At 60.1% G+C, this 22,125-nt stretch carries 25 protein-coding genes, 2 tRNA genes and 2 pseudogenes; 16 read left to right on the top strand and 13 right to left on the bottom strand.

Going from position 1 to position 22,125, the window contains the following annotated elements; translation table 11 throughout:
• The first annotated feature begins 435 nt into the window (after positions 1–435).
• Positions 436–512, top strand: a tRNA-Cys gene (locus O2S87_RS13905).
• Positions 513–555: 43 nt separating this feature from the next.
• Here the strand turns inward: O2S87_RS13905 and O2S87_RS13900 are convergent.
• Together O2S87_RS13900 and tatC (O2S87_RS13895) are read right to left on the bottom strand one after the other, a co-directional pair.
• A pseudogene (locus O2S87_RS13900) lies at positions 556–1,462 on the bottom strand (hypothetical protein).
• 47 nt (positions 1,463–1,509) lie between these two features.
• Positions 1,510–3,690 (bottom strand): twin-arginine translocase subunit TatC, encoded by a 2,181-nt coding sequence (gene tatC / locus O2S87_RS13895; RefSeq protein WP_475409384.1) that lies wholly within the window; start codon positions 3,688–3,690, stop codon positions 1,510–1,512.
• 142 nt (positions 3,691–3,832) lie between these two features.
• Here tatC (O2S87_RS13895) and tatC (O2S87_RS13890) point away from each other — a divergent pair, with 142 nt between their 5' ends.
• Entirely contained in the window at positions 3,833–4,816 is a 984-nt protein-coding gene (gene tatC / locus O2S87_RS13890) for a twin-arginine translocase subunit TatC (RefSeq protein ID WP_475409383.1), read from the top strand.
• Between the two features lie 50 nt (positions 4,817–4,866).
• Here the strand turns inward: tatC (O2S87_RS13890) and O2S87_RS13885 are convergent, their stop codons facing one another.
• The 3 genes from O2S87_RS13885 to larE form a co-directional block, all read right to left on the bottom strand.
• The gene (locus tag O2S87_RS13885; protein ID WP_475409382.1) at positions 4,867–6,030 is read right to left on the bottom strand and encodes a GNAT family N-acetyltransferase; all 1,164 of its coding nucleotides are present in this window, start codon (positions 6,028–6,030) and stop codon (positions 4,867–4,869) included.
• Positions 6,031–6,227: 197 nt separating this feature from the next.
• Positions 6,228–6,482: a glutaredoxin family protein gene (locus O2S87_RS13880; RefSeq protein ID WP_475409381.1), complete on the bottom strand. Its 255-nt coding sequence runs from the start codon at positions 6,480–6,482 to the stop codon at positions 6,228–6,230.
• Between the two features lie 57 nt (positions 6,483–6,539).
• Positions 6,540–7,397, bottom strand: a complete 858-nt coding sequence (gene larE, locus O2S87_RS13875) for an ATP-dependent sacrificial sulfur transferase LarE (RefSeq protein ID WP_475409380.1) — start codon at positions 7,395–7,397, stop codon at positions 6,540–6,542.
• Positions 7,398–7,510: 113 nt separating this feature from the next.
• Between larE and O2S87_RS13870 the strand changes: the two genes are divergently transcribed.
• From O2S87_RS13870 to O2S87_RS13835, 8 genes are all read left to right on the top strand, one after another.
• The gene (locus O2S87_RS13870) at positions 7,511–9,490 is read left to right on the top strand and encodes a MutS-related protein (RefSeq protein ID WP_475409379.1); all 1,980 of its coding nucleotides are present in this window, start codon (positions 7,511–7,513) and stop codon (positions 9,488–9,490) included.
• Between the two features lie 63 nt (positions 9,491–9,553).
• Positions 9,554–9,706, top strand: a complete 153-nt coding sequence (locus O2S87_RS13865; protein WP_475409378.1) for a 50S ribosomal protein L39e — start codon at positions 9,554–9,556, stop codon at positions 9,704–9,706.
• A 2-nt stretch (positions 9,707–9,708) separates the two neighbouring features.
• Positions 9,709–9,984, top strand: coding sequence for a 50S ribosomal protein L31e (locus O2S87_RS13860; protein ID WP_475409377.1), 276 nt, complete (start codon positions 9,709–9,711; stop codon positions 9,982–9,984).
• 3 nt (positions 9,985–9,987) lie between these two features.
• Positions 9,988–10,653, top strand: a complete 666-nt coding sequence (locus O2S87_RS13855; protein WP_475409376.1) for a translation initiation factor IF-6 — start codon at positions 9,988–9,990, stop codon at positions 10,651–10,653.
• A 134-nt stretch (positions 10,654–10,787) separates the two neighbouring features.
• Entirely contained in the window at positions 10,788–10,964 is a 177-nt protein-coding gene (rpl18a, locus tag O2S87_RS13850; RefSeq protein WP_475409375.1) for a 50S ribosomal protein L18Ae, read from the top strand.
• Entirely contained in the window at positions 10,964–11,419 is a 456-nt protein-coding gene (pfdA, locus tag O2S87_RS13845; RefSeq protein WP_475409386.1) for a prefoldin subunit alpha, read from the top strand. The genes rpl18a and pfdA overlap by 1 nt, the downstream gene beginning before the upstream one ends.
• 31 nt (positions 11,420–11,450) lie before the next feature.
• On the top strand, positions 11,451–12,629 hold the full coding sequence (ftsY, locus tag O2S87_RS13840; protein WP_475409374.1) for a signal recognition particle-docking protein FtsY: 1,179 nt from the start codon (positions 11,451–11,453) through the stop codon (positions 12,627–12,629).
• Positions 12,630–12,690: 61 nt separating this feature from the next.
• Positions 12,691–14,088 carry a signal recognition particle protein Srp54 gene (locus O2S87_RS13835; protein ID WP_475409373.1) on the top strand — a complete coding sequence of 466 codons (1,398 nt, stop codon included), beginning with the start codon at positions 12,691–12,693 and terminating at the stop codon, positions 14,086–14,088.
• 39 nt (positions 14,089–14,127) lie between these two features.
• Here O2S87_RS13835 and O2S87_RS13830 read toward each other — a convergent pair whose 3' ends face one another.
• From O2S87_RS13830 to O2S87_RS13820, 3 genes and pseudogenes are all read right to left on the bottom strand, one after another.
• Positions 14,128–14,649, bottom strand: a complete 522-nt coding sequence (locus tag O2S87_RS13830; protein ID WP_475409372.1) for a 5'/3'-nucleotidase SurE — start codon at positions 14,647–14,649, stop codon at positions 14,128–14,130.
• The gene (locus O2S87_RS13825; protein ID WP_475409371.1) at positions 14,649–14,963 is read right to left on the bottom strand and encodes a 5'/3'-nucleotidase SurE; all 315 of its coding nucleotides are present in this window, start codon (positions 14,961–14,963) and stop codon (positions 14,649–14,651) included. The genes O2S87_RS13830 and O2S87_RS13825 overlap by 1 nt, the downstream gene beginning before the upstream one ends.
• 128 nt (positions 14,964–15,091) lie before the next feature.
• Positions 15,092–15,479 (bottom strand): annotated as a pseudogene (locus tag O2S87_RS13820) (secondary thiamine-phosphate synthase enzyme YjbQ).
• Between the two features lie 79 nt (positions 15,480–15,558).
• Here O2S87_RS13820 and O2S87_RS13815 point away from each other — a divergent pair.
• Positions 15,559–16,536: a nucleoside recognition protein gene (locus O2S87_RS13815; RefSeq protein ID WP_475409370.1), complete on the top strand. Its 978-nt coding sequence runs from the start codon at positions 15,559–15,561 to the stop codon at positions 16,534–16,536.
• A 44-nt stretch (positions 16,537–16,580) separates the two neighbouring features.
• Here O2S87_RS13815 and O2S87_RS13810 read toward each other — a convergent pair whose 3' ends face one another.
• The 4 genes from O2S87_RS13810 to O2S87_RS13795 form a co-directional block, all read right to left on the bottom strand.
• Positions 16,581–16,844 (bottom strand): DUF7123 family protein, encoded by a 264-nt coding sequence (locus O2S87_RS13810; protein WP_475409369.1) that lies wholly within the window; start codon positions 16,842–16,844, stop codon positions 16,581–16,583.
• Positions 16,841–17,104 carry a DUF8028 family protein gene (locus tag O2S87_RS13805; protein WP_475409368.1) on the bottom strand — a complete coding sequence of 88 codons (264 nt, stop codon included), beginning with the start codon at positions 17,102–17,104 and terminating at the stop codon, positions 16,841–16,843. Before O2S87_RS13805 ends, O2S87_RS13810 begins: the two co-directional genes overlap by 4 nt.
• Before the next feature lie 285 nt (positions 17,105–17,389).
• Complete coding sequence (locus tag O2S87_RS13800) at positions 17,390–17,806, bottom strand: RNA-binding domain-containing protein (protein WP_475409367.1); 417 nt, start codon at positions 17,804–17,806, stop codon at positions 17,390–17,392.
• The gene (locus O2S87_RS13795; RefSeq protein WP_475409366.1) at positions 17,803–18,387 is read right to left on the bottom strand and encodes an AAA family ATPase; all 585 of its coding nucleotides are present in this window, start codon (positions 18,385–18,387) and stop codon (positions 17,803–17,805) included. The genes O2S87_RS13800 and O2S87_RS13795 overlap by 4 nt, the downstream gene beginning before the upstream one ends.
• 105 nt (positions 18,388–18,492) lie before the next feature.
• Here O2S87_RS13795 and O2S87_RS13790 point away from each other — a divergent pair.
• The 3 genes from O2S87_RS13790 to O2S87_RS13780 all read left to right on the top strand — a co-directional run bounded on the left by O2S87_RS13790 (position 18,493) and on the right by O2S87_RS13780 (position 20,305).
• Positions 18,493–18,567: transfer RNA gene (locus O2S87_RS13790), tRNA-Arg, on the top strand.
• A gap of 234 nt (positions 18,568–18,801) precedes the next feature.
• Positions 18,802–19,122 (top strand): hypothetical protein, encoded by a 321-nt coding sequence (locus O2S87_RS13785; protein ID WP_475409365.1) that lies wholly within the window; start codon positions 18,802–18,804, stop codon positions 19,120–19,122.
• A gap of 103 nt (positions 19,123–19,225) precedes the next feature.
• Complete coding sequence (locus O2S87_RS13780) at positions 19,226–20,305, top strand: DNA-methyltransferase (RefSeq protein WP_475409364.1); 1,080 nt, start codon at positions 19,226–19,228, stop codon at positions 20,303–20,305.
• Positions 20,306–20,334: 29 nt separating this feature from the next.
• Here O2S87_RS13780 and O2S87_RS13775 read toward each other — a convergent pair whose 3' ends face one another.
• On the bottom strand, positions 20,335–21,168 hold the full coding sequence (locus O2S87_RS13775; protein ID WP_475409363.1) for a hypothetical protein: 834 nt from the start codon (positions 21,166–21,168) through the stop codon (positions 20,335–20,337).
• A gap of 310 nt (positions 21,169–21,478) precedes the next feature.
• Here O2S87_RS13775 and O2S87_RS13770 point away from each other — a divergent pair, with 310 nt between their 5' ends.
• A complete protein-coding gene (locus O2S87_RS13770; protein WP_475409362.1) occupies positions 21,479–21,928 on the top strand; it encodes a hypothetical protein in 450 nt (149 codons plus the stop codon).
• Positions 21,925–22,017, top strand: a complete 93-nt coding sequence (locus tag O2S87_RS13765; RefSeq protein WP_475409385.1) for a DUF6760 family protein — start codon at positions 21,925–21,927, stop codon at positions 22,015–22,017. The genes O2S87_RS13770 and O2S87_RS13765 overlap by 4 nt, the downstream gene beginning before the upstream one ends.
• Positions 22,018–22,125 lie beyond the last annotated feature (108 nt).

The following is a 22,125-nucleotide window of genomic DNA, read 5'->3' as shown; positions in this document are numbered from 1 at the left end:
GTTCGCCGCCCCTTTTCATAGTGATTCCATTGGAATCGCTCCATCATATATGGGTGATCCACTCGGATCACTCGCAGTCATTTAGCCCGCAAGCGGGAGCTCTCGCTTGTGGGCTTTTTGTAGTTGTGTAGAAATGTGCAGTTACCGAGAGCGATTGCTCTTGTAGGTCTGGCTCGCGGTGGTGACTTTTGTTAAGGAGTTGCTCTCGGCTGTTTATCGACGGTCGACATTCGACGCATAGTTTACCAACCAAACACGTCTTTTTGTTGCCCACGTTATTTTCTACAGCTGGCATTTTTATGCCTATGTTTCGGTTGTATCGATCCGGCTCGATCGACTGTGTGCTCTATTTCCTGTTCAAGGAGTTCCAGCGGTTTCGAACGACGGAGACGAGACCGCTAGGCTTAAGCGCGTCTCAGCAGTAAGTTCGGCTGCGCCAAGGTGGCAGAGTCCGGCCCAACGCATCCGCCTGCAGAGCGGAACCCCCGCCGGTTCAAATCCGGCCCTTGGCTTCAGTATTCTACTGCAGTACACCGGGTTTCGACGAGACCTGTTTCATCGTGAGTTTGCCAGTGGTTCCCGAAGGCGCCATGACTCAGTCGACGGCACAAGTCGGTGTGGTTCGGTCCCACGCTCAGCTACGATCCCAGCGTGATACAGCATCGTCTTTAGTTGAAACACGGTCGGCGAGTGGTAGAGGCTGCCATCCTGCAGCACGTCCCGCTGTAGCTCGCCGTCTTCATCGAGCACCCGGCTCCGAGCGTCCTCGGTTCCACGGATGAAGAGCTCGATAGTGAACGTGGGGTGGTGGACGTGCAGCCAGACGACGAGGTCGACCAGTGTTGGCTCGGTAAACCCGTCCGCATACATCGTCTGCAGCTCTTCGACCAGCAGCTGTGTCGCAGGATACGCCCAGACGACACGCCGGGTCAGCAGTCCCCACTCTGGAGCCAGCTCACAGAACCGTTTTCGGGATCGTTTCCACGTCCTAAACTCGTCGAGGGCGGCGTCGACCGAACCGTAGCGGGCGAGCCCGAACCGGACGACCTCCTCGCCCAGCGGTGTCAGTGCGGTTCGGCTCGTCGGTGATGAGTCCAAGGAAACTGGCTCCCGCTTTGGCACTGTCGACCGCGCCGACGACGCGCTCGCTGAGGACTGTCTTCGTCTCCTCGGGGTGGTAGACCGCGAGTGGGTAGGCGAAATAGTTCTTTGGATGATTGAGGCCGAAGGATTTGTCGGCGACGCCCTGTGCGGTCGCCTGAAACCGGATCGCCGTCGCCTCGTCAGAGGTCCGGTTGCCGACTATCCGCGGCACCTCGTAGGGGGTGAGTGTTCCGTCGCCGTCGACCGCGAACTGCGTGTCGACGACGGCGTAGCTATCTCCGCTGTCGTCGGCCGGAAAGAGCTGCCGCTTGGTGTGAGCGAGTACCTGTGGCTCCGAGAGCGGCTCCGCACTGGCCATGTCGTCTCCTCACACGGCCACACTATCAACGGTTCGGTGGCTGTCCGTTAGGAGACGATCTCCGCGGGCGGGGCGAGATCCCGTCGACCGCCGATCGTAATCACGAACAGCAGTGCCAGCCCGACGCCGTAGGCGACCATCAGTGGGATCGTCACCAATAGCATGGTCGTGATGTCCGCAGGCGTCAGCAGGGCACCGACGCTCAGCAACGCCACGGTCACCTCGCGCCATCGGCCTTTCATCGCCTTGTAGGTAATACCGGCTTTGTTGAGTAGTATCATCAGGATCGGGATGTCCGCAAGCAGGCCAATACCAGCCGTTGTAAAGATGATGAGCCAGAAGAAGTCGTTGACGCGGTAGGTGATAAGCATGTTTTCGGCCGCAGCGTCGGCGACGAGATACGAGATCACGCCCGGTGCGATGAAAAAGTAACCCAGAACGAGCCCGCCGATGAGCCCTCCAGCGAGCGAGCCAGTCCACAGGAAGATGACGCGTTGATTTCCACGGACGAACCCGAGTTCCTTGAGCGGCGGCCACGCGTAGTAGGCAACCATCGGAAGCACGGCAATCGCACCAATTAGCACCGAGACCTTGACGATGAACAGCACTGCCTCGACCGGATGGAGTGTGATAATCGTCAGGCTGGATTCGTCGACCAGTTCGGGTGGCATGCGACTGAGGAAGTTCTCGCGGACGACACCCAGCCCGCCGACGTAAAACGCCATGAACGTCGCGACCATCGCGATCATAAAGGTGGCCACGAGCCGGAACGACCGAGAGCGAAGACTGTCGAAAATGAACACGATGTCGGTGTAGTAGCCGCCGATGTCGTCGGTGTCGCGCTCGCCGTCGGTTAGCTCTTCGAGGAACGAGTCGCCCGCGCGTTCGGCACGGTCACCGAGGTCGCCGCCTTCTTCGGCCTCCGCTTCGGCTTCAGCTTGCGCGGCCTCGCGTTCGGTCTCCGTCTCGTCGAAGCGGTCGACGATCGCCCGTGCTTTCTCGGCGTCGTCGGCTTCGAGCGCCTGACTGGCCATCGCCATCGCCTCGTCCTCGCTGAGTTCGACGAACGCTTCGGGCGGTGCCGCTCGGATGCCTGCGGCGTCCAGCGTTGAGAGATCGATCGCGGTCGGCTCACCGAGGTCCGTCTCGATCTGGTCGGGATCGACGCTGGCGTAGACGAGATACGCGACCCCAACAAGCACGAGTATAACGCCTGTGAGCACTCCATACAGACCGATAGCGAGTTCGGCACCTATTCCGAGACCATCGCCCGCGGGTTGGAAGCGGTAACTACTGCCTGCGAAGATAAGTAGCTCGTTGACAGCTTCGACGCCGCCGTATGTATAAAAACCGTACGAGAGCCCGACTCCACCGACGAACAGCCCTGACAAGAGGTTCCAATGTCGACGCACGGTCGACGGGAGATCAATCTGTTCGCTGCCCCGTTTGGTGGTGACGATGATCTTCGAAAGATAGAGACTTAGTGCGTACAGGAAAACAAGTGGCACCGCCCACATGATCTGGGTGAACGGATCCGGCGGTGAGAAGACGGCACCGAAAACAAAAAAGAAGACGATCGCGTGTCGCCACTTGTCTCGGAACGTTTCGTAGGGGACGATTTCGGCGTACGAAAGCCCGGTGATCACGAGTGGCATCTGGGCGGCAAGTCCGAACGAGATCGTCAACAGAACGATGAACTGTGTCCACATGACGATCGAGTAGCTGGGATTCAGCCCGGCTTCGAAGCCGAACTCGGCCAGAAAGCCGAACATCACGGGGAAGAAGATACTGTACCCGTAGGCTGCCCCAGCGACGAACAGTACTGCCGAAAACAGACCGAGAACGACGAGTTTCCACCGCGGGATGGGTGTCTGTGGCCACCAGCCACGCTCTCGGAGGGCATCACGCCCGAAATAAACGAGCGCGGGGATTGCCACAATACCCCCGATAATCAGTGCGATTTTCGCCTGGAGGAGGATTACGTCGAACGGTGTCTGGGCGATGATCTCGAAGCTCTCGCCGACATCCTCTCGCATGCGGGATTCGGTCACCGCTTGGAGGAAGTCCCACACGTAGTACTGGAGGGCGTAGAAGGTGCCGAGAAACCCGAACAGAAACACAATAAAGATCTTTTGAAGGTCCTTCTGCACTGCTCGAAGCATCGAACGAGCGGCCGCTGACGTTTCACCAAGTGCCTCCCTGGTGTCCGCATCGAGCGCGCTAGACATGCCCTTATGAAGCCGACACGTCGTTATCAACTTTTTCTTCACATACGCTTCGAGATCGTCCCGATGGCTGGTCGAAACCGATCCAACTCTCCGGGCGGAATCAGAAAAGGCCTATAACGGCCCGGCGGTGTACTGTAACTGAATGGCTGAGCACCCGGCGTCTTCGGACCCCGACGAACCAGCGCGTGGAGCCGACTCCACGCCCGTCGACAGCGACGACTCCGAAGTGTCTTCGGCCGCCACCGATTCGAAACCGACCAGCACTGAACATTCGAAGCCGACCAGCACTGAAACGTCGACTGACAGCGGGACGTCGACTGACGGTGGGACGGCCCAATCCGGGCTCCCCACCGACGACGCCGACCAGCCCGCCTCGTCGACCGTCGACGAGGGGCTCGTCGGTGACGGCCCCGAATCCGACCAGGAGATGCCGCTTGCGGACCACATCGAGGAGATGATGCACCGTCTTGGCGTGGTTTTTCTCGTCGCCGGGATTGCCATCGTCATCGGCTATCCGTTCACCGCTGATGGCATCAATTTCCTCTGGACGACGCACATTCCGGATGCGGCGGCCAACCGTCCGCGGCTGTACGGTCCGTTAGAGTTCATTCTCACAAAACTGAAAGTCGCAGGGTTGGCTGGCCTGCTCGTCAGCCTGCCGGTGTTCGTTTATCAGACCTACCGATTCATGCGCCCCGGACTGTACGCCAAAGAGCGGCGCTACTATCTCGCTTCCGTTCCCATGAGTCTGATTCTCGGCGTTGCCGGTGTCCTGTTTGCTCACTTTCTGGTATTGCCGCTGATCTTTTCGTATTTCACCTCGTATACGGCCGACGCCGCGGAGATCGCCTTCGGGCTGCAGGAAACGTTCAACCTCATTTTGATCATGATGGGCTGGATGGCACTCATCTTCCAGATTCCGCTGTTTATCATGTTGGCGATCATGATGGGGTTGGTTACGAGGCTGTGGCTCGAGTCCAAGCGACTCATCTTCTGGGGCTCGTTCGTCGGGATCGCCTTTATATTCAGCCCCGACCCCACCGGGATGGCACCAATGATCGTCGCGCTGACGATGGTAACTCTGTTTGAGGGCACGCTCGCGGCACTTCGCTGGACCGGTAACTGAGGCTCTGTCGACCCTCGAATCGGCTTTCCGGTCGTTCCTCGGTCGACGTGTTATTCGATGTCGAGATCCGCGATCGTGAGCTGCCAACAGTCGGGATCGGTGAGCTCGCGCCCCGAGAGCGCGTGTGATCCGCCTGCGCTCTCGGTGGGGGGCTCTCGGCGCGGCCCGTCGGTCGGTAGGTGGTGGGTGCGGATCGCGTGGGTCGTCCGGGTTGCGGCTACCGAAAGCGGGAGCGTATCCTCGCGATAAAAGCCGTGTCGGCGGAATAGCTGTCTGTATCGGCCTGTCGGTGCGCGTAGGAGATCCGACTCGCCTGTATCCGCGAGCAGCGCGCTCACCAGCGCGTCGACGGCCTCCGGTCGCGATGTCTCTCTGCTCATGGGCTGGATATCGAGCAGATAGGTAAGTCGGTACTGCGCCATCGCCTCAGTCGCCGCGATAATGCTGGCAACCGGTTCGCCGTCGCGGTAGGCGACGTAGGTTGTCGTCTCCCAGTTTGGGTTCGAAAACCGCCACCGCAGGAAGGGCCGGTCACGGACGACGTGAACCTCGTTCGGTGGTGATTCGGCGTAGAGTTCGTGGACGACATCGACCGGCACACCGCTCGTTCGCTCGACACGTACGTCATCTGACGGGCTGTTGAGCCGGTCGAGAACGTCGAACCCGGCTTGGACGACCGGCGTCCCGACCGTTGCGGCCAGCCGTGCGACCGCCGGAAGCTCGGGCGATTTCTTACCGTCGACGAACGCGCGGGTGTTTTGAACCCGGTACCGACAGACAATGGGACCGACCGTCTCCCACTCGAAGCGTTCGAGTCCCGGTCTGAGCAGTTCGTTCGGAAAGTTGAACAGCAATCCGGCGTCCGGAAGGAACCGGTCGAGGACGGTTTCGGTCATTCGCGAGAACAGCCCACGGCGTCGGTGGTCGGGGTGGACGATCCAGTCGACCGGCTGGAACGCAACCTGTCGCCGTTCGCCGATCTGGAGTCGGAACGGAAGCAATGGCTCGGCCCCGACGAGTCGACCATCGGTTTCGACGACGACCATCTGGACGCCCTCACGGTAGGGGTTGGTCTCGAAGCGCCACTCGAACCAGTCGGCGGTTTTCCGACGGCCCCAGACGGTTTCGTACAGCGAGAGAAACCCGTCTCGGTCACTCGATCGGTAGGGCTGGACGTGGTACGCCGACGTCGATTGTTGTTGTGTGCCGCCCATTTCTCTGTCACTCGAAGTCGGCCAACCAGTAGCTTTGTTACCGCCTGCTTTCACCGTTGGTTAAGCCCCTTCGGCCACTCGGTGAGCGCTCGCGTATCTCTCACAGTCGGTGATCAGTCACGTAATAGCCGATTTACTCGGACCATCTCGACTGTTGACGTAAGTACGGAACGCCGTCGTGGTGGTTGTCTGTCGGATCAGGCGTTCTGGAGTTGTCGTTTGAGCGTCTCCGGACCGACTTCGTATTTAAATGCGGGCCAGCCATCGACGAAGACGTAGGGCACGCGCTCGCCGTATTCGGCACGTAGCTGCTCGTCTCGGTCGACGTCGACTTCGATAATTCTTACAGACACGTCGACGCTATCGGCGACGCGTTGGATCGTCGTTTTCGCTTTCGCACAGAGATGACAGTCTTCTCGAGAGTAGATTTTCACTTCGACTGAACCCGGCATACGGTCGATTGGTGTGCAAGGAAGGCAAACATTACGACCCGCCTGCGTGGTCGAGAGCTACCGAGTTGGATACTGCTGAGAAAAAACGGCCGTGGGTTCGTCGTCGGTTCCGTCTTCGGGACTCACACTGCCGGTCCGGTAGCCGTGTAAATCGAGCGTGACGTGGTCGAAACCGAGCGCCGAGAGGTGCTCGCGGGCCGCACGCACGAACTCCGGATCGAGCGCCGCATCGAGTTCGTCTGGAGCGACCTCGATTCGGGCGAGTCCGTCGTGATCCCGCACGCGGAACTGCTCGAACCCCCACGTTCGCAACAGCGTTTCGGCCTTTTCGACCCGGGTGAGTTTCCGTTCGGTGACTTCGAGCCCGGTGGGAATTCGCGACGAGAGACACGCCATCGAGGGCTTGTCGGCGACCGACAGCCCACGGTCGTCAGCGATCTCGCGCACTTCGGCTTTCGTGATCCCGTGATCCAACAGCGGCGAGCGAACCGAGAGCTCCTCGACCGCACGCAGCCCTGGGCGGTGGCCCTCGCTGGGGTCCGAGGCGTTCGTCCCGTCGCAGACCGTCTCGATACCGAGTCGACGCGCGGCATCGTACATCTTACCGAGTCGCATTGTTCGGCAGTGATAACACCGATCACCGCCGTTTTCGACGAAGTCGGGGTTGTCGAGCTCGGAGAACTCGACGAGTTCGTGGCGGATGCCGATTTCGTCGGCGACACTGACCGCATCATCGAGTTCGGCCGCTGGCAGTGTCTCGCTTCTCGCCGTGCAGGCGACTGCTCGGTCGCCGAGTGCCTCGAAGGCGAGCGTCGAAACGACCGCCGAGTCGACGCCGCCCGAAAACGCGACGAGCACACCGTCGCAGTCGGCCAGGTCGGCCCGGAGCGCCGCGGCCTTCTCTGCAGGAGTCATGGCCTCGAATTGGTGTGCCCGGCCAAAAGACCGTTGTTCGCCGTCGACTCGTTTAGAGCCTGCGTTGACCGGACCCGCATCCTTTAGTCACTGCCGGAGAGAGCCGGAGTCGAATGCAGTTCGAATCGATCCCCGGTGTCGGCGGGAAGACGGCCGCGGCACTCGCCGAGCTTCCGGACGCCGAGGCGGCGCTCGAATCCGGCGACGTGCTGACGATTATGCGCGCGCCCGGTATCACCGAGGGCCGGGCCGCCGCCATCGCCCGTGGGGCGATCCAGCGTCGACACGACGACCCCGGTGGGTTTCTGGCGACCGACCGCGCGAGATCGCTGTACGACGACGCGCTCTCGCTGTTGCAGGATCGGGCAGTCACCCAGTACGCCACCAAGCGGCTCGAAACGCTGTACCCGAGCGCTCGTCAGTCTCGAATCGACGAGGTCCGCCGACTGGTCGACCGGGCGCTCGATCGCGAGCCCGACCCGGCCGTTCTCGACGCGCTCGCTGGTGTCGAGCCACTGGCCGAGCCCTCGGGGCTTCGGGTCCGCGAGCGGTGTCTGGCGACCGCTGACGCCGAGCAGTACGCCAAAGCCAAACGTGCAGTGCCAGAACTCTCGGCCGAAATCGTCGACGATGCGCGGGATATCGATGAACTGGCCCGCTCGTACGCGACCGTCTTCGTCCTCGACGAATCGTTCGCCGGAATCGACATCGAGGGCGACGTGCGGATTCTGCCCGACGCGCTCGAACAGCCCGAGACGGTCGTCCCCGAGCGCTTGCTGTCGGTGTTTGCGACCAACCGCGAGCCAATTTTGGCCGCCGCCGACGTCCACCGGCTGGCCGGACTCCAAGCGCCCTGCGATCTGGACGCGCTTATAAATAGACTCGAACGTGTCGATGACGATGGCACGATCGTCGGCGACGAGGAACTCAGGAGGCTGGAAGTCGCGGTCGACGATCTGGACGCGGCGGTCGGCACCGCCGAGTCGGTCGCCAACGACCATCTGCGCGAGGCGATCAAGGAGCGAAACGTGACCATTGAGGGCCAAGACTTCCTCTCGCTGGTCGAACAGGGCGCGCGCGTCGACTCGCTGCTTGCTCGCGAACTCGACGAGGACTTTGACGCGGCCCTTTTAAAGGCCCAAACTCACCTCCGAGAGAGTCTCTCGTTGAATCCTGCCGAAAGCGAACTCGCCGACCGGATCTTCGGCGGCGATCCCACGTTTCCGCTTTCGCGGCGCGAAGACGCCGTTTCGCGGCTCAAAACCGAACTCACTGCTGCCCGTAATCGCCGAGCTGCGGCGTTGAAAAGCGAGTTGGCAGCCGACCTCGCCGCACTCAGAGCGCCAGTCGACCAACTGGTTCGTACCGCCCTCGAACTCGATGTCGAGCTCGCTATCGCTCGCTTTGCTCGGGACTTCGACTGCGTCTTGCCGGAGTTCTGTGGCCCGGAGACGGGCTTCGAGATCACGGCTGGTCGGTCGCCCCTGCTCGATGTCGAGTTCGACGCGGTCGATCCGGTCGACTACGAGGTCGAGGGTGTCACCCTTCTTTCTGGTGTTAACTCCGGCGGCAAAACCTCGCTGTTGGATCTCGTGGGCCTGATCGTGGTTCTGGCTCACATGGGTCTGCCGGTGCCCGCCGAGTCGGTCCGACTCCAGCGGTTCACCGAACTTCACTACTACGCCAAATCCCAGGGCACGCTCGACGCAGGGGCCTTCGAGAGCACGCTCCGGGAGTTCGGCGAACTGATCTCGGGTGCCGAGGGGCGGCTGGTCCTCGTCGACGAGTTGGAGTCGATCACCGAACCCGGCGCGAGCGCGAAGATCATTGCCGGTATTCTCGAAGCGCTCGACAGCCAGGGTGCAACCGCGGTGTTCGTCTCCCACCTTGCCGACGAGATTCGTGAGGCAGCCGGGGTTTCGGTGGCCGTCGACGGGATTCAGGCGGTCGGGCTCGTCAATGGCGAGCTGCAGGTCGACCGTTCGCCCGTGAAGGATCATCTGGCACGGTCGACCCCCGAGTTGATCGTCGAGAAGTTGGCTGGCGAGGCAAGTGACGCGAGTTTCTACGAATCACTGTTAGAGAAGTTCTGAGGGGCCTCACTCCCAGACGGGATGGACAGGATTTTAAGCGGCCGGACAGGAGGATATGCTACTATGGGTAAGAAATCGAAGGCGCAAAAGAAGCGACTGGCCAAACTCGAACGCCAGAACACCCGTGTCCCGATGTGGGTCATGATGAAGACCGATATGCAAGTTTCCCGCAACCCGAAACGCCGCAACTGGCGGCGCAGCAACACTGACGAGTAACAATGAGTACGAGTGATTTCGAAGAACGTGTGGTAACGGTCCCGCTCAACGGTGTCCGCAAGGTTGCCGTCCAGAAGCGAGCCGACAGAGCGATGACGATCATCCGCGATCATCTCTCGCAGCATTTCAACGTCGAGCCAAGCGAGGTCCGACTCGACGGCTCGATCAACGAGAAAGTCTGGGAGCGCGGTCGACAGAACCCGCCGTCGAAGCTCCGTGTTCGCGCGGCTCGCTTCCTCGAAGACGACGAAGCCATCGTCGAAGCAGAAGTCGCCTAACGCGTGCTCCGTCTTTCAGTCGCTGGCTCCCCGTATATCGGTGTGTTCGCTCGCGCGACGCCCGACTGTCTGTTGGTCCGTCACGACGTCGACGACGAGCTCATCGACTCGATGGCCGATGAACTCGGCGTCGAGCCAGTGGCAACGACCGTCGGCGGGTCGGGCACGGTCGGCTCGCTCGCGGTCGGCAACGAGAACGGCGTGCTCGTCTCGAACCGTGTGACCGAACGCGAAACCGAACGCATTGAGCGAGCAGTCGACGGCCCGGTCGTCGAACTCCCCGGCAAAATCAACGCTGCTGGCAACGTCGTTCTCGCCAACGATTACGGCGCGTACGTCCACCCGGATCTCTCTCGCGACGCAGTCACCGCGGTTAAAGAGGCGCTCGACGTTCCGGTACTGCGTGGGGCACTCGGTGGTGTCAACACGGTTGGAACCGCCGCGGTCGCCAACAATGCGGGGGTTCTGTGCCACCCAAAGTCGACCGAGTCGGAACTCGAAGCGCTCGAAGACCATCTTGACGTGTATGCGGATCTCGGGACGATCAACTACGGGACGCCCCTGTTGGGGTCGGGACTCGTAGCCACCGATGAGAGCTACCTCGTCGGCGAGGATACGACGGGCCCGGAACTGGGTCGGATCGAGGACACCCTCGGCTATCTCGACTGACCTGTGTTATCAGGGTCGCTGTTGTTTTGACTGTCGACTGGTGGTGAGCGACTGGATTCGCCAGCCGAAGGCGAGCGCCGGCCGGCGTCACTGAGTAGGAAGATACTTCCGGGTCGCTGCCCGACCCTGTGGGTATGAGCCAGTTTACTATTAGTGGTCAGTTCCACGGCCGCGAAGGCCCGAGATCGTTCTCGAAGGAGATCGAAGCCGTTAACGAATCCGTTGCCCGCGAGCACGTGCTCTCGCAGTTCGGCAGCGAACACGGCCTCAAACGAACCCAGGTGACGATCGACGAGGTCGTTGCAGTATGATGGGTGGCGGCGGCCAGCAGCTCCAGCAGCTCCAACAGCAGCTCGAAGCGCTCGACGCCGAAATCGACGAACTCAACGAAGAGATATCCGAGCTCGACCGCGAACGCGCCGAGATCGACGAGGCAGTCGAAGCACTCGAAACCCTCGACAGCGGCTCGACAGTGAAGGTGCCACTCGGTGGCGACGCCTATCTCAGCGCCGAAATACAGAACATCGACGAGGTCGTCGTGAGTCTCGGCGGCGGCTACGCGGCCGAGCAGGACCAAGACACGGCGATCGACTCGCTTCGACTCAAACAGGACGCGATCGACGACCAGGTCGACGAGCTCGAAGCCGAGATCGACGAGCTCGAAGACGAGTCCAGTACGCTCGAAGAGCAGGCCCAGGCGATCCAACAGCGCCTCCAGCAACAGCAGATGCAGCAGATGCAGGCCATGCAGGGCGACGACGAATAGCGACCCGACCACACCCACCTACTTTCCAGCCGTGTTCGATGGATTAAAAGACAAACTGAGCAAGTTCCGGTCCGACGTCGAGGAAACCGCCGAGGAGAAGGCCGAGGCAGAAGCAGAAGCCGAGACCAACGCGCAGTCGACACCGGAACAGGAATCGCCCACAGAGAGCGCCGCTGCCGAGGCGGTCGAAACCACTGAAACGGAAACTACGGAAGCAGAAACGGCCGATACGGCCGATACGGTCGAGGCGGAAGCCGAACAAACCGTCGACGCCGACGAGGATTCATCCGAGACAGCCGAAACGGCCGACGAGTCCTCGGGCCCTGGTCGACTCAAGCGAGTGGCAGCGTTCGCGACGGGGAAGATCATCATCGAGGAAGAAGACCTCGAAGACCCGCTCTGGGAGCTCGAAATGGCGCTGCTCGAAAGCGACGTCGAGATGAGTGTCGCCGAGGAGATCCTCGATACGGTTCGCGAAACAATGATCGGTGAGACCCGAAAGCAAGTGGACACGACGGGTGAACTCGTCGAACTCGCACTCCACGACGCGCTCGTCGACGTCATCAGCGTCGGCCAGTTCGACTTCGACGAGCGGATCGCCACGGCCGACAAACCGGTCGTCATCGTCTTTACCGGCGTCAACGGCGTCGGCAAGACGACCTCAATCGCTAAGCTCTCCGAATACCTCGGCGACCGGGGCTACTCCTCCGTGTTGGCCAACGGTGACACCTACCGTGCCGGAGCGAACGAGCAGTTACAAAAACACGCCGAGAACGTCGACCGGAAGATCATCGCTCACGAACAGGGTGGCGATCCCGCCGCCGTCATCTACGATGCAGTCGAGTACGCCACTGCACACGACATCGACGTTGTGTTGGGCGATACCGCGGGTCGACTCCACACCAGCAACGATCTGATGTCACAGCTTTCGAAGATCCACCGCGTCGTCGATCCGGACTTGACGCTCTTCGTCGACGAGGCCGTCGCCGGTCAGGACGCCGTGATGCGCGCCCAAGAGTTCGATAAGGCCGCCGAAATCGACGGCAGCGTGCTAACGAAAGCCGACGCCGACTCCTCGGGTGGAGCGGCGATCTCGATCTCGTACGTCACCGGCAAGCCGATTTTGTTCCTCGGAACAGGACAGGGGTACGACGACATCGAGCCGTTCGTGCCTGAGGACCTCGTCGACCAGCTGCTCGGTAAGGACTGACCGCGCGTTCCGACAGCCGGACGAACAACGCTTTACAGGCTGCGGTCCCTAGCGGTAGCAAATGGTACTCGATGATTTGGGCAGTTCCCTTCGGGGAACGCTCAACGATCTCCGTGGGAAGTCCCGTCTTGACGCTGAGGACGTCCAGGCGGTCGTCAAGCAGATCCAGCGCTCGCTGTTGCAGGCTGACGTCGACGTCCAGCTCGTGATGAGCCTGTCGGACAGCATCAAAACACGTGCGCTTGAAGAAGAGCCGCCGGGCGGGACGACCGCACGAGATCACGTTCTCAAAATCGTTTACGAGGAGCTGGTTGAACTCGTCGGTGAGTCTACCGACCTCCCGCTCGAATCCCAGACGATCATGCTCGCCGGGCTTCAGGGCTCGGGGAAGACAACCACGGCCGCCAAAATGGCGTGGTGGTTCTCGAAAAAGGGGCTCCGTCCGGCGGTTATTCAGACTGACACCTTCCGGCCCGGTGCGTACGATCAGGCCAAACAGATGTGCGAGCGTGCTGAAGTCGAGTTCTACGGTGATCCCGACGAATCCGACCCCGTCAAAATCGCCCGCGACGGCATGGAGGCGACGAGCGACGCCGAGGTCCACATCGTCGATACGGCGGGTCGACACGCGCTCGAAGACGACCTAATCGACGAGATCGAAGAGATCGAGTCGACGGCCGCCCCCGACCGAAGCCTGTTGGTACTGGACGCCGCGATCGGTCACGGAGCCAAAGACCAGGCCAAACGCTTCGAAGAGACGATCGGTGTCGAGGGCGTCGTTATCACGAAACTCGACGGGACGGCAAAAGGTGGCGGTGCGCTCACTGCGGTCAACGAAACCGGCTCGTCGATCGCCTTTCTCGGAACCGGCGAAACCGTCCAAGACATCGAGCGGTTCGAGCCCAACAGCTTCATTTCTCGGTTGCTCGGGATGGGCGACCTCAAGCAGCTCGCCGAACGTGTCGAGCGGGCGATGGAAGAAACCCAGGCCGAAGACGACGACTGGGACCCCGAACAGATGCTGGAGGGCAGCTTCACGCTCAAGGATATGCAAAAGCAGATGGCGGCGATGAACAAGATGGGTCCGCTCGACCAGATCATGGATATGATCCCGGGGATGGGCGGCGGGCTGATGGACCAGCTTCCCGACGACGCAATGGACGTCACCAAAAACCGTATGCGCCGCTTCGAGATCATTATGGACTCGATGACCGACACCGAACTCGAAGACCCCCGGTCGATCAGTGCGAATCAGGTCGACCGTATTGCCCGTGGGTCCGGCACTGACCAAGAGACCGTCCAAGAACTGCTCGAACAGCACAAGATGATGCACCAGACGATCAAACAGTTCCAGGGAATGGGCGACGGCGACATGCAGCGGATGATGAAACGGATGCAGCAGGGTGAAGGTGGCGGCGGTGGTCTCGGCGGCCTCGGCGGTCCAGGCGGCTCGCTGTAACGGTAGTACCTCCTTCCTAATTAGTAGTATCTCCACCTACTACCGAGACTGTGGTATATCCCGGCTTATGTACGTCTCGACGAACCCGACGAGCGACGCCGGTGGGTTGACAGCGGTTTGTGGGGCCTCGAACGGCGTGATACTGATCTCGCCGTCGACCACTGCCCGGCGGTCGCTCCCCTCGGGATACACGCCATCATACTCGGCCAACACCGGCTCCCATCCTTCGCCGTCGACCGGCCGGGCTGCCCAGTAGCTGCTATCGAACACTTCGGTGTCGCCGTCGGTCCGGACGGTCGTCTCGTAGTCCGCAACAGGTGTGGTGAGGCGCATCCCTGTGGGGCTCACCGAGGGAATGTTGACATTGAGTAGGTCGACGCGGCCGTCGAACACATTGCCCTCTTCGACTGCCTCAACGAGAGTTGCGATTTCCGAGCTAGCCGGACCGAATCCGTCGTCGCTTGGGTAGTAGGCGGCGGGATCGTAGCCCGACACCGCAATTCCCGGGACGCCGAGAAACGCTCCCTCGACGACTGCACCGACCGTCCCTGAGTGGCCCATCAGATAGCCGCCGACGTTGGGGCCGTAGTTACAGCCCGAGACGACGAGGTCGAAATCCCCCGACTCCGGGGCCCCCGGAGGCCAAAGGCCACGCAGTCGGCTGGCGTGCCGTCGACGACGTATCCCCACCTGTGATCTGTGGCGGTGACGGCGTTGTCTCGGTCGGCGTCCATATCCGAGCGGGTTCGCCCCACACCGCTGTGGTCCGTTTTCGGGGCGACGACCACCACGTCGGTCACTTTCGACAGTCCGTCGTAGAGTGCTTCGAGGCCCGGACTGTTGATTCCATCATCGTTCGTCAGCAGAACAGTCATTATTGATACAGTATTTGCCGGTAAATAAAAACCATCGCCCAAGTAGGTTTCATTTACTGGTGTAGTAGGAACTGCTTACTCAGCCGAATAGTGTGTTCTGCAGTGGGTATAGCCGCCAGCGGAGTTCTTCAGTGCAGACGGACGTCGACAGTTCGGGTTCGCGGGCCGTCACACTCGACGATTAGGATTGACTGCCATCGGCCCAGTCCGAGACTGCCGTCTTCGACCGGCACTGTCACCGACTCGCCGACGAGCATCGCCCGCACGTGGCTGTCGGCGTTGTTGTCGAGCGAGTCGTGGGCCCACCCAGTGTCTGGCACCAACTGTTCAAGGGCGTCGGCCAGATCCCCGAGCAGTCGGCGTTCGTTCTCGTTGACGACGACGCCAGCGCTCGTGTGTGTGTGTGACAAAGACGGTACAGACGCCGTCGGCCTCGGCTGGGATCACGTTGGCCACACGATCGGTGATGTCGACGACGCTGGTTTTTGTATCGGTTTCGACGGTCAGTTCGGGCATGTGTCGACTGCCAATCCGTGAGTAAAGGGTCTGTCGGCGGACCGACGGCTCTTTCATATCCGCGTGCCGACTGCGAGACATGCAGACCGTGTATCTTCTTCAGTCGGTCGGCGAGGCGCTCGTCGACGTGGTGCCGCGGGTTGCACGGATCGCGGTTCTGATTTCGGTTGCAGTCTACATCGCAAACGTGGCTGTCGCGTTCGGACTCGTCCAGAAGATCGCCGGGCTCTCACGGTTTCTGACCGGACCAGCGAACCTCCCCGACGAGGTCGGCACGGCGATTTTGACGACGACTGTGTCGACGACAGCGGGCTACGCAATGCTGGCGGACCTCCGCGAGTCAGGGTTTCTGGACGATCGGGCGACGCTGATCGCGGTCGTGATGAACACTTTTTTCGGCTTCGCCCAGCACGTCTTTACCTACTACATCCCGGTCTTGATCCCGATTTTGGGGCTCTATGTCGGCGTGCTGTACGTCAGTTCGCGCGCGTTGATCGCGCTCGCAATCACGATTGTCGGTATCCTCGCGGGAGCGATGTTGCTCTCGGAGGAGAACGTCGATATCTCGGCCCAGCTTAACCCCGACGAACTCGACGCCGAAGACCGAACGCTTAGCCAACGGCTCGTCGCGGCGTGGGAGCGTACTCGTCCGACGCTTCGTCGACTTGTCCCGCGGCTCGCTGTCGTTTACACGATTGTGACACTACTGATCACCCAATACGATCTGGACGCGATCACCGGCTCGGCCGATCCCTTGGCGACAATCTTCGGCCTTCCATCAGCGGCGATCCCGGTCATCGCCGTCTACACGTTCGATACGACCGCGGGTGCCGCGACGATCGCCCCGCTGCTCGGTGAGGTGTTCCCCCCTCGGCAGGCGGTGGCAACGCTCCTGCTCGGTGGCATCATCTCGTTTGCAGTGTCGACGTTCAAACGGTCGATTCCGTTTCAGTACGGCATCTGGGGTGCGGAGTTCGGGACGAAAGTGATCGTCGTCAATACGGTTCTCAAGGTCGTCTTCATCTCGATCACGGTCGTCACGCTGTTGGCACTCTGAGTCTGGGTTCGAAGGAGTGGTGGTGGGTAGACGGTGAGTTCGTCTCAGTTGGTCTGCTCGACACGCCACGTGGTCGCACCCGTGTACGACCAGCGCTCGATCGATAGATCGTCGACCGACTCTTGGAGCTTGACGATCAGCGCGCCGATTTCTTTCGATGAGAGGCCAACGTCGTCGGCGATGAACTTGCTTTTGAAGTACATCTCGCCGTCGTCGACGCGTGCGCGAAGGTAGTCGGCAAGCCGCTTGTCCTTCGGTTTCGACTCGGTCAACGTCTCTCGGCCAACGGATTGTGGTGTAACACTCATTGGTCAGTGTGGGTATGGCTGTGTCCGACGAACAGTGCGATCAGGTTCAGTGCGAGCAGTCCGATGACGATGTGGCCAGTCTCTGATCCAACTCCACCGGACAGTAGTGGCACGTACACTAACGGGAGCAGGATGGCTGCCCAGAAGCTCACCCCTCTGATGGTGGCTCCGACCAGCTGTGTTCCGTGCTTGGCGATAGTGACTGCCGAGTCGGTCCCGACGTTCGCGTTCTGTGTGGGGTTTGGTGTGAAGTTCTTCATCAGGTGGTCACCGTCTGATTGCAACAACAACCCTGATACCGATATAATACGACGAGCATTGTCGTAGATTTACACTCTTTATCGAGAAAACGAGCAATTTTATAATAGTTTACAAAGGCCTTAAAAACGCTTAGACTTTTTACAAATGATTCTAAGCTAGTTAAACAAATATTATTGAATTTTGATATTATTTTATCCGATTTCGATCCATGTCTACAGTTCTGAGGTTCTCGGTCGACAATGGGTGGTTATTCCGTCTACGCGCGCTTGACTCTTGGTCCGGGTTCACCGTGCGTTCGGGTCGATAGGGGTGCCGTTTTCAGTGGGTGGGGCGACGGTGTCGATGATTGATTCGACATCCGGCTCTCGAACCTGGACGTCGACCTCGATATCGCCGAGCTCGTCGGGGTTACCCACCGCGAAGTTCACTACGCCTTGAAACGCCGCCTGTTTCTTGAGTGCGAACGAAAATCCGTTCTCATCGGCGTGTTTGAAGAACTCACGACGGGCTGTATCGAGGATCTCTTGTTCGTGAAGCACGTCGGAAAACGGGTCGAGCGTGTGTGTTTCGGCGACGAGTTTGCCGGGTTCGTGGCTGAACGCCGCGTTCGGAAACACGTTACTGACGGCGTCGGTCACTCGGTCGGTTACCTCGGTTTGTCGTACCGGTACCTCGATTCGGACGTCGATACTGTAGATCATACGGTAGGGTCCGTATCAGGGGCTGATTCGACCGTCGACTCGGTGAGCAACGCTGTCGCTTTCTCGTGGAGTGCAGCCAGCGAGTCGGTGTTGTCGATTCGGTGATCGGCGGCCTCGATAACCTCGCCCATACCGAAGCCGAGCTCGCGTTCGTCACGGGCTCGAAGCTGTTCGAGATCGCTGTCGGAGGCGTCCCGCCCGCGCTCGTCGAGCCGCTCGGCACGGAGATCGAACGGAGCTTCGACGCTCACGATTCGAAAGTTGTCGCCGAAGGCCGCCCGAAACGCTTCGACTTCGACCATCGACCGGAGGCCGTCGACGAGCACGGTATCGATGTCGGCCTCCGAGATGGCCGCCTCAACCAGCGGCAGCGACCGTTCGGCGATCGCTGCGGGGCCACCTTCCTTGCGAAGGGCTTTGGCGACCTCGCCGTGGTCAGTCGATGGATCGCGGCCGCGGTCACGGCAGGCCTGGCGGATCACATCGCCCATTGTGACGACCGGAATCCCTTCATCGCGGGCGATCGCCGCCAGCTCGCCCTTCCCGCTTCCGGGAAGTCCGACAGTTCCGAATACTCTCATTGCTGTCGGCGCTAGTCGGGTGACGGACTTAGGTGTGCTGTTCGTCTCTTGTCGTCGGCTCCGAACCCAAACGGCTTTGTACGCGATTGGTCGACCTATCGATGAGGGCACGTAGCTCAGTTTGGACAGAGCGTCGGACTTCTAATCCGACGGTCGTGGGTTCGAATCCCATCGTGCCCGTTCGTCCACATCGTTGTTTCGGGGATACAATGCCCTGTTGGAGCATAGATTTCCTGGCAGTGATTTCTGTAAACTGTAATATCTGTAGTCGACCATTGGCTCATAAATATCAAAAATAATAATAGTAACAGAAATATAAAGCCTCGTCGAGACCGATTATCAAAAGCATGTACAACATTCGGGCAGACCGGTCGCAACACAGGCTCTACATCGATATTACGGGTCGCGTCGACGGTGAGGAGATGGCGGAGGCCGCAGACAAAACGATCTCGGAAGGAAAAAAAACTCGGGTCGGAGTTCGACATCATCAACGATCTGGGAGGCTTTCGGCCGCCATCCCCCGAAGATGCAAAGCCGATCCAAGTCGCCCAGGAGAAACTCAAGGAGATGGGACTCAACCGAACGATCCGTGTCGTCGACGAGGACACGAGCCAAGTCGTCGTCTCGGCGTTCGAGCGTCGGTCGCGTGATGTCGGCTACAGCGGCGAGATAGCGGATTCGGTCGCCGAAGCCGAGCGGATGCTCGACGAGGGGGCTACCAGTGGATTCGACTAGGACGCAGTAGGCTGTTCCTACCGGTTCGGTAGCCAGTCACTAATTGGCTGATTGTGAGGGTTGGTGCCAAGGACTTTATTGATTAGTTGTCTGTATGTACACAATGGAAACGGACCACCGCGTCCATATCGGTGACTCCCGATCGCTCGATGGCCTCGATGCGAACTCGGTCGACCTCGTGGTCACGTCTCCGCCGTATCCCATGATCGAAATGTGGGACGAGTTGTTTGTCTCGCTTGATCCATCGATCGAAACCCATCTCGCTGCGGGACGCGGCCGTGCGGCGTTCGAAGCCATGCACACCGTACTCGATAGCGTCTGGGAAACGCTCGGCGAGGTTCTCGTCGACGGCGGTATCGCGTGTATCAACATCGGCGATGCGACACGGCGTCTCGACGGCTCGTTTCGCCGGTATCAAAACCACAGCCGGGTCGTCTCGTCGTTCGACGCGTTGGGATTCGAACCACTGCCGTCGATTCTCTGGCGCAAACCGACCAACAGCGCGGCCAAGTTCATGGGCTCGGGGATGGTGCCGCCGAACGCCTACGCCACCCTCGAACACGAGCACATTCTCATTTTCAGGAACGGTACTGACTCCCGAAGCTTCGAGCCGAAGGCCGACCGCCGGTATGCTGCAGCGTACTTTTGGGAAGAACGAAACCAGTGGTTTAGCGATCTGTGGACTGAGATCACTGGCCGAAATCAGGCGCTTGCTGGCGAACACCACCGCGATAGATCGGCTGCCTACCCGATACCAATCCCGTACCGACTCATCAATATGTACTCGCTGTACGGCGATACCGTCTTCGACCCGTTTTGGGGTACGGGGACGACAACGCTCGCCGCGATGATCGCCGGGCGCAACTCGATCGGTAACGAACTCGATTCAGGGTTCAAGGCCACCTTCGACGAGCGCCTCGACAATATTGCATCGGTGACTGAGAATTTCGTCGCAGAACGGCTCGGGGCACACGAAGCGTTCGTCGCGGATCGACGTGCAGCGGGCGACCGTTTCGAGTACGAGGCGGAGAACTACGAGTTCCCGGTGATGACCAGACAGGAGATTCCGATTCAGCTGTTCGGGATTTCGGAGATCGAACAAACAAAAAAGGGGTACAGCCTCACCCACGAGCCAGTCGGTACTAACTGGCGGATGACTCTTGACCACAACCGAGAGTCGTAACCGTCGACGCGGTCACGTCTCGAACCGCTTCAGTACCGCGTAGGGATGAACGCCAGAGCGGTCACTGAGACGGCGAACGCGACAGCGGTGAAGATGACATATTTCAACCCAGTGAGCCGTTCGGAGAACGTTTGTTGGTCTTCGACTTGCGCATCATAGCTCGAGGTGTCCTCGGTCAGCATCACCGTGCTGTCGTCAGGGAAGAACACGAGATACTCGGTATCGTCTGCGAGTTCGATGGTCCCTTCGTGTTCGAGATCCTCTGTGTTCGTCTCGTCTTCGGTCCACGAAATAGTGGCTTCATCAGCGGTCACTTCATCGAGGGTGACGGTTCGATTGTCGTAGGTCAGTGTTTCGCCAGTGGCGACCGCGCGCGTTTCGGGTTCGGGGAAGTATTCGTCGACCGGTACGAGCTCTTCGCCGTCGCCCGTGTCGACGACGACGTACTCTCCGTCATCTCGTTCGATGGTTTCGTTGTCCGCGTCCGGGTCGTCTTCGAGAATCGCCTGCCGGTCGATCGGCTCTTCGAACGTCAGCGTGCTCTCGTTTTCAGCGTCGCTGCCGAGGACGACGTTCCACTCAGTGCCGTCAACTTCGACTGTATCGCCATCGGCCCACGTTTCGGTCATTTCGACGTCCGTTTCGGTCCATTCGAGGGTTCCGGTAGTCGTCCCGTCTTCGCTTTCGATACCTGTCACCGTGTACTCTTGACCGCCGACAGTGAACGTCTCGTCCGCCGAAAGCTCGAAGTCGGCGTCTTCGAGTGTTATCTCGGGCTCTTCGGCCGTCGCGAGAAGCGTGTATGATGCCGTCGCGATTATTAAAAAGAACGCGACATACACCGCCACAGCGCGTCGTTGCATAAGTCAGCCAACGAACAGCCGCCGTATAACGATTACTAAGCTCGGCTCCGAGTCGACCCGAGTTCGACCGAGAGTTTCATGTGTTTGCATAGCTGCTCAATCCTGACTCTGTGCCCGGTTCGAGATCGCTGTTGACTCGGACGTGTATTCGATATCGCCCTCGGCTTCAGGCCATTCCGTCTCCTCAGTGACTGTCGGCTGTTGAAGTTCGAACGCCGTGCCGGTCTGTGAGTAGATCGTTGGTGCGGTTTGGCTTCGGTCGAGCGTATAGCCGAGTGGAAGTCGTTAGCTGCGGTCGCGGAGGTGACCGATGACCGAGGCTACGCTGCAGACCGAACACGAGTTCACCCTGACGCGCGGCTACGTCGACGATGAGGGAACCCTTCACAAGGAGGGTCGCATGCGCTTGGCGACCGCAGCCGACGAGATCAAGCCACTGAAAGACCCACGCGTTCAGTCGAACTCATCGTATCTAACGGTCGTCTTGCTCTCGCGTGTGGTGACCGAACTCGGCGACCTCGAGACAGTCGACCCCAGCGTGATCGAGTCGCTGTTCGTTACCGATCTGGAGTATCTCCAGGGGCTTTACGAGCAGATCAACGCTCCTGGTGAGTCGATGTCCGAAGCCGGAACGACCGCCGCCAACGCTGGTGTCGCAAGCGGTGGCATCTCTGGTGATGGCGGTTTCGAATCCGCTGAGGTAGCCCCCATAGAGGCGGTCGACGAGGAGGCTGATGCGTCGGGAAACTCGGCTCGCTGAGGCTGTACGATCCGAACGAACTGTACGAAGAGATCGCGTTCGTGGCCTACCATTTCAACTGGAGCCACGATGCCTCGTTGCGCCGCTAATTAATCGCACTCTCGGTGCTTTCTCCGTCCAGTTTCCGTGAAAGTTGTATGCAATTGGACGCCTTCTGTCGATATGAAGTCGAAGCGGTCAACAATACGACAGTGTAA

It is taken from the genome of Halohasta sp. A2, from assembly GCF_056175805.1.
Note: the sequence above shows the minus strand (reverse complement) of the source record. Positions and strands in the feature narration are given on the sequence as shown.

Coding starts and splice junctions, on each gene's coding strand:
- tatC (WP_475409384.1), bottom strand. CDS start 3,690: ATGTCTAGCGCGCTCGATGCGGACACCAGGGAGGCACTTGGTGAAACG.
- tatC (WP_475409383.1), top strand. CDS start 3,833: ATGGCTGAGCACCCGGCGTCTTCGGACCCCGACGAACCAGCGCGTGGA.
- O2S87_RS13885 (WP_475409382.1), bottom strand. CDS start 6,030: ATGGGCGGCACACAACAACAATCGACGTCGGCGTACCACGTCCAGCCC.
- O2S87_RS13880 (WP_475409381.1), bottom strand. CDS start 6,482: ATGCCGGGTTCAGTCGAAGTGAAAATCTACTCTCGAGAAGACTGTCAT.
- larE (WP_475409380.1), bottom strand. CDS start 7,397: ATGACTCCTGCAGAGAAGGCCGCGGCGCTCCGGGCCGACCTGGCCGAC.
- O2S87_RS13870 (WP_475409379.1), top strand. CDS start 7,511: ATGCAGTTCGAATCGATCCCCGGTGTCGGCGGGAAGACGGCCGCGGCA.
- O2S87_RS13865 (WP_475409378.1), top strand. CDS start 9,554: ATGGGTAAGAAATCGAAGGCGCAAAAGAAGCGACTGGCCAAACTCGAA.
- O2S87_RS13860 (WP_475409377.1), top strand. CDS start 9,709: ATGAGTACGAGTGATTTCGAAGAACGTGTGGTAACGGTCCCGCTCAAC.
- rpl18a (WP_475409375.1), top strand. CDS start 10,788: ATGAGCCAGTTTACTATTAGTGGTCAGTTCCACGGCCGCGAAGGCCCG.
- pfdA (WP_475409386.1), top strand. CDS start 10,964: ATGGGTGGCGGCGGCCAGCAGCTCCAGCAGCTCCAACAGCAGCTCGAA.
- O2S87_RS13835 (WP_475409373.1), top strand. CDS start 12,691: ATGGTACTCGATGATTTGGGCAGTTCCCTTCGGGGAACGCTCAACGAT.
- O2S87_RS13830 (WP_475409372.1), bottom strand. CDS start 14,649: ATGGGCCACTCAGGGACGGTCGGTGCAGTCGTCGAGGGAGCGTTTCTC.
- O2S87_RS13825 (WP_475409371.1), bottom strand. CDS start 14,963: ATGACTGTTCTGCTGACGAACGATGATGGAATCAACAGTCCGGGCCTC.
- O2S87_RS13815 (WP_475409370.1), top strand. CDS start 15,559: ATGCAGACCGTGTATCTTCTTCAGTCGGTCGGCGAGGCGCTCGTCGAC.
- O2S87_RS13810 (WP_475409369.1), bottom strand. CDS start 16,844: ATGAGTGTTACACCACAATCCGTTGGCCGAGAGACGTTGACCGAGTCG.
- O2S87_RS13805 (WP_475409368.1), bottom strand. CDS start 17,104: ATGAAGAACTTCACACCAAACCCCACACAGAACGCGAACGTCGGGACC.
- O2S87_RS13800 (WP_475409367.1), bottom strand. CDS start 17,806: ATGATCTACAGTATCGACGTCCGAATCGAGGTACCGGTACGACAAACC.
- O2S87_RS13795 (WP_475409366.1), bottom strand. CDS start 18,387: ATGAGAGTATTCGGAACTGTCGGACTTCCCGGAAGCGGGAAGGGCGAG.
- O2S87_RS13780 (WP_475409364.1), top strand. CDS start 19,226: ATGGAAACGGACCACCGCGTCCATATCGGTGACTCCCGATCGCTCGAT.
- O2S87_RS13775 (WP_475409363.1), bottom strand. CDS start 21,168: ATGCAACGACGCGCTGTGGCGGTGTATGTCGCGTTCTTTTTAATAATC.
- O2S87_RS13770 (WP_475409362.1), top strand. CDS start 21,479: ATGACCGAGGCTACGCTGCAGACCGAACACGAGTTCACCCTGACGCGC.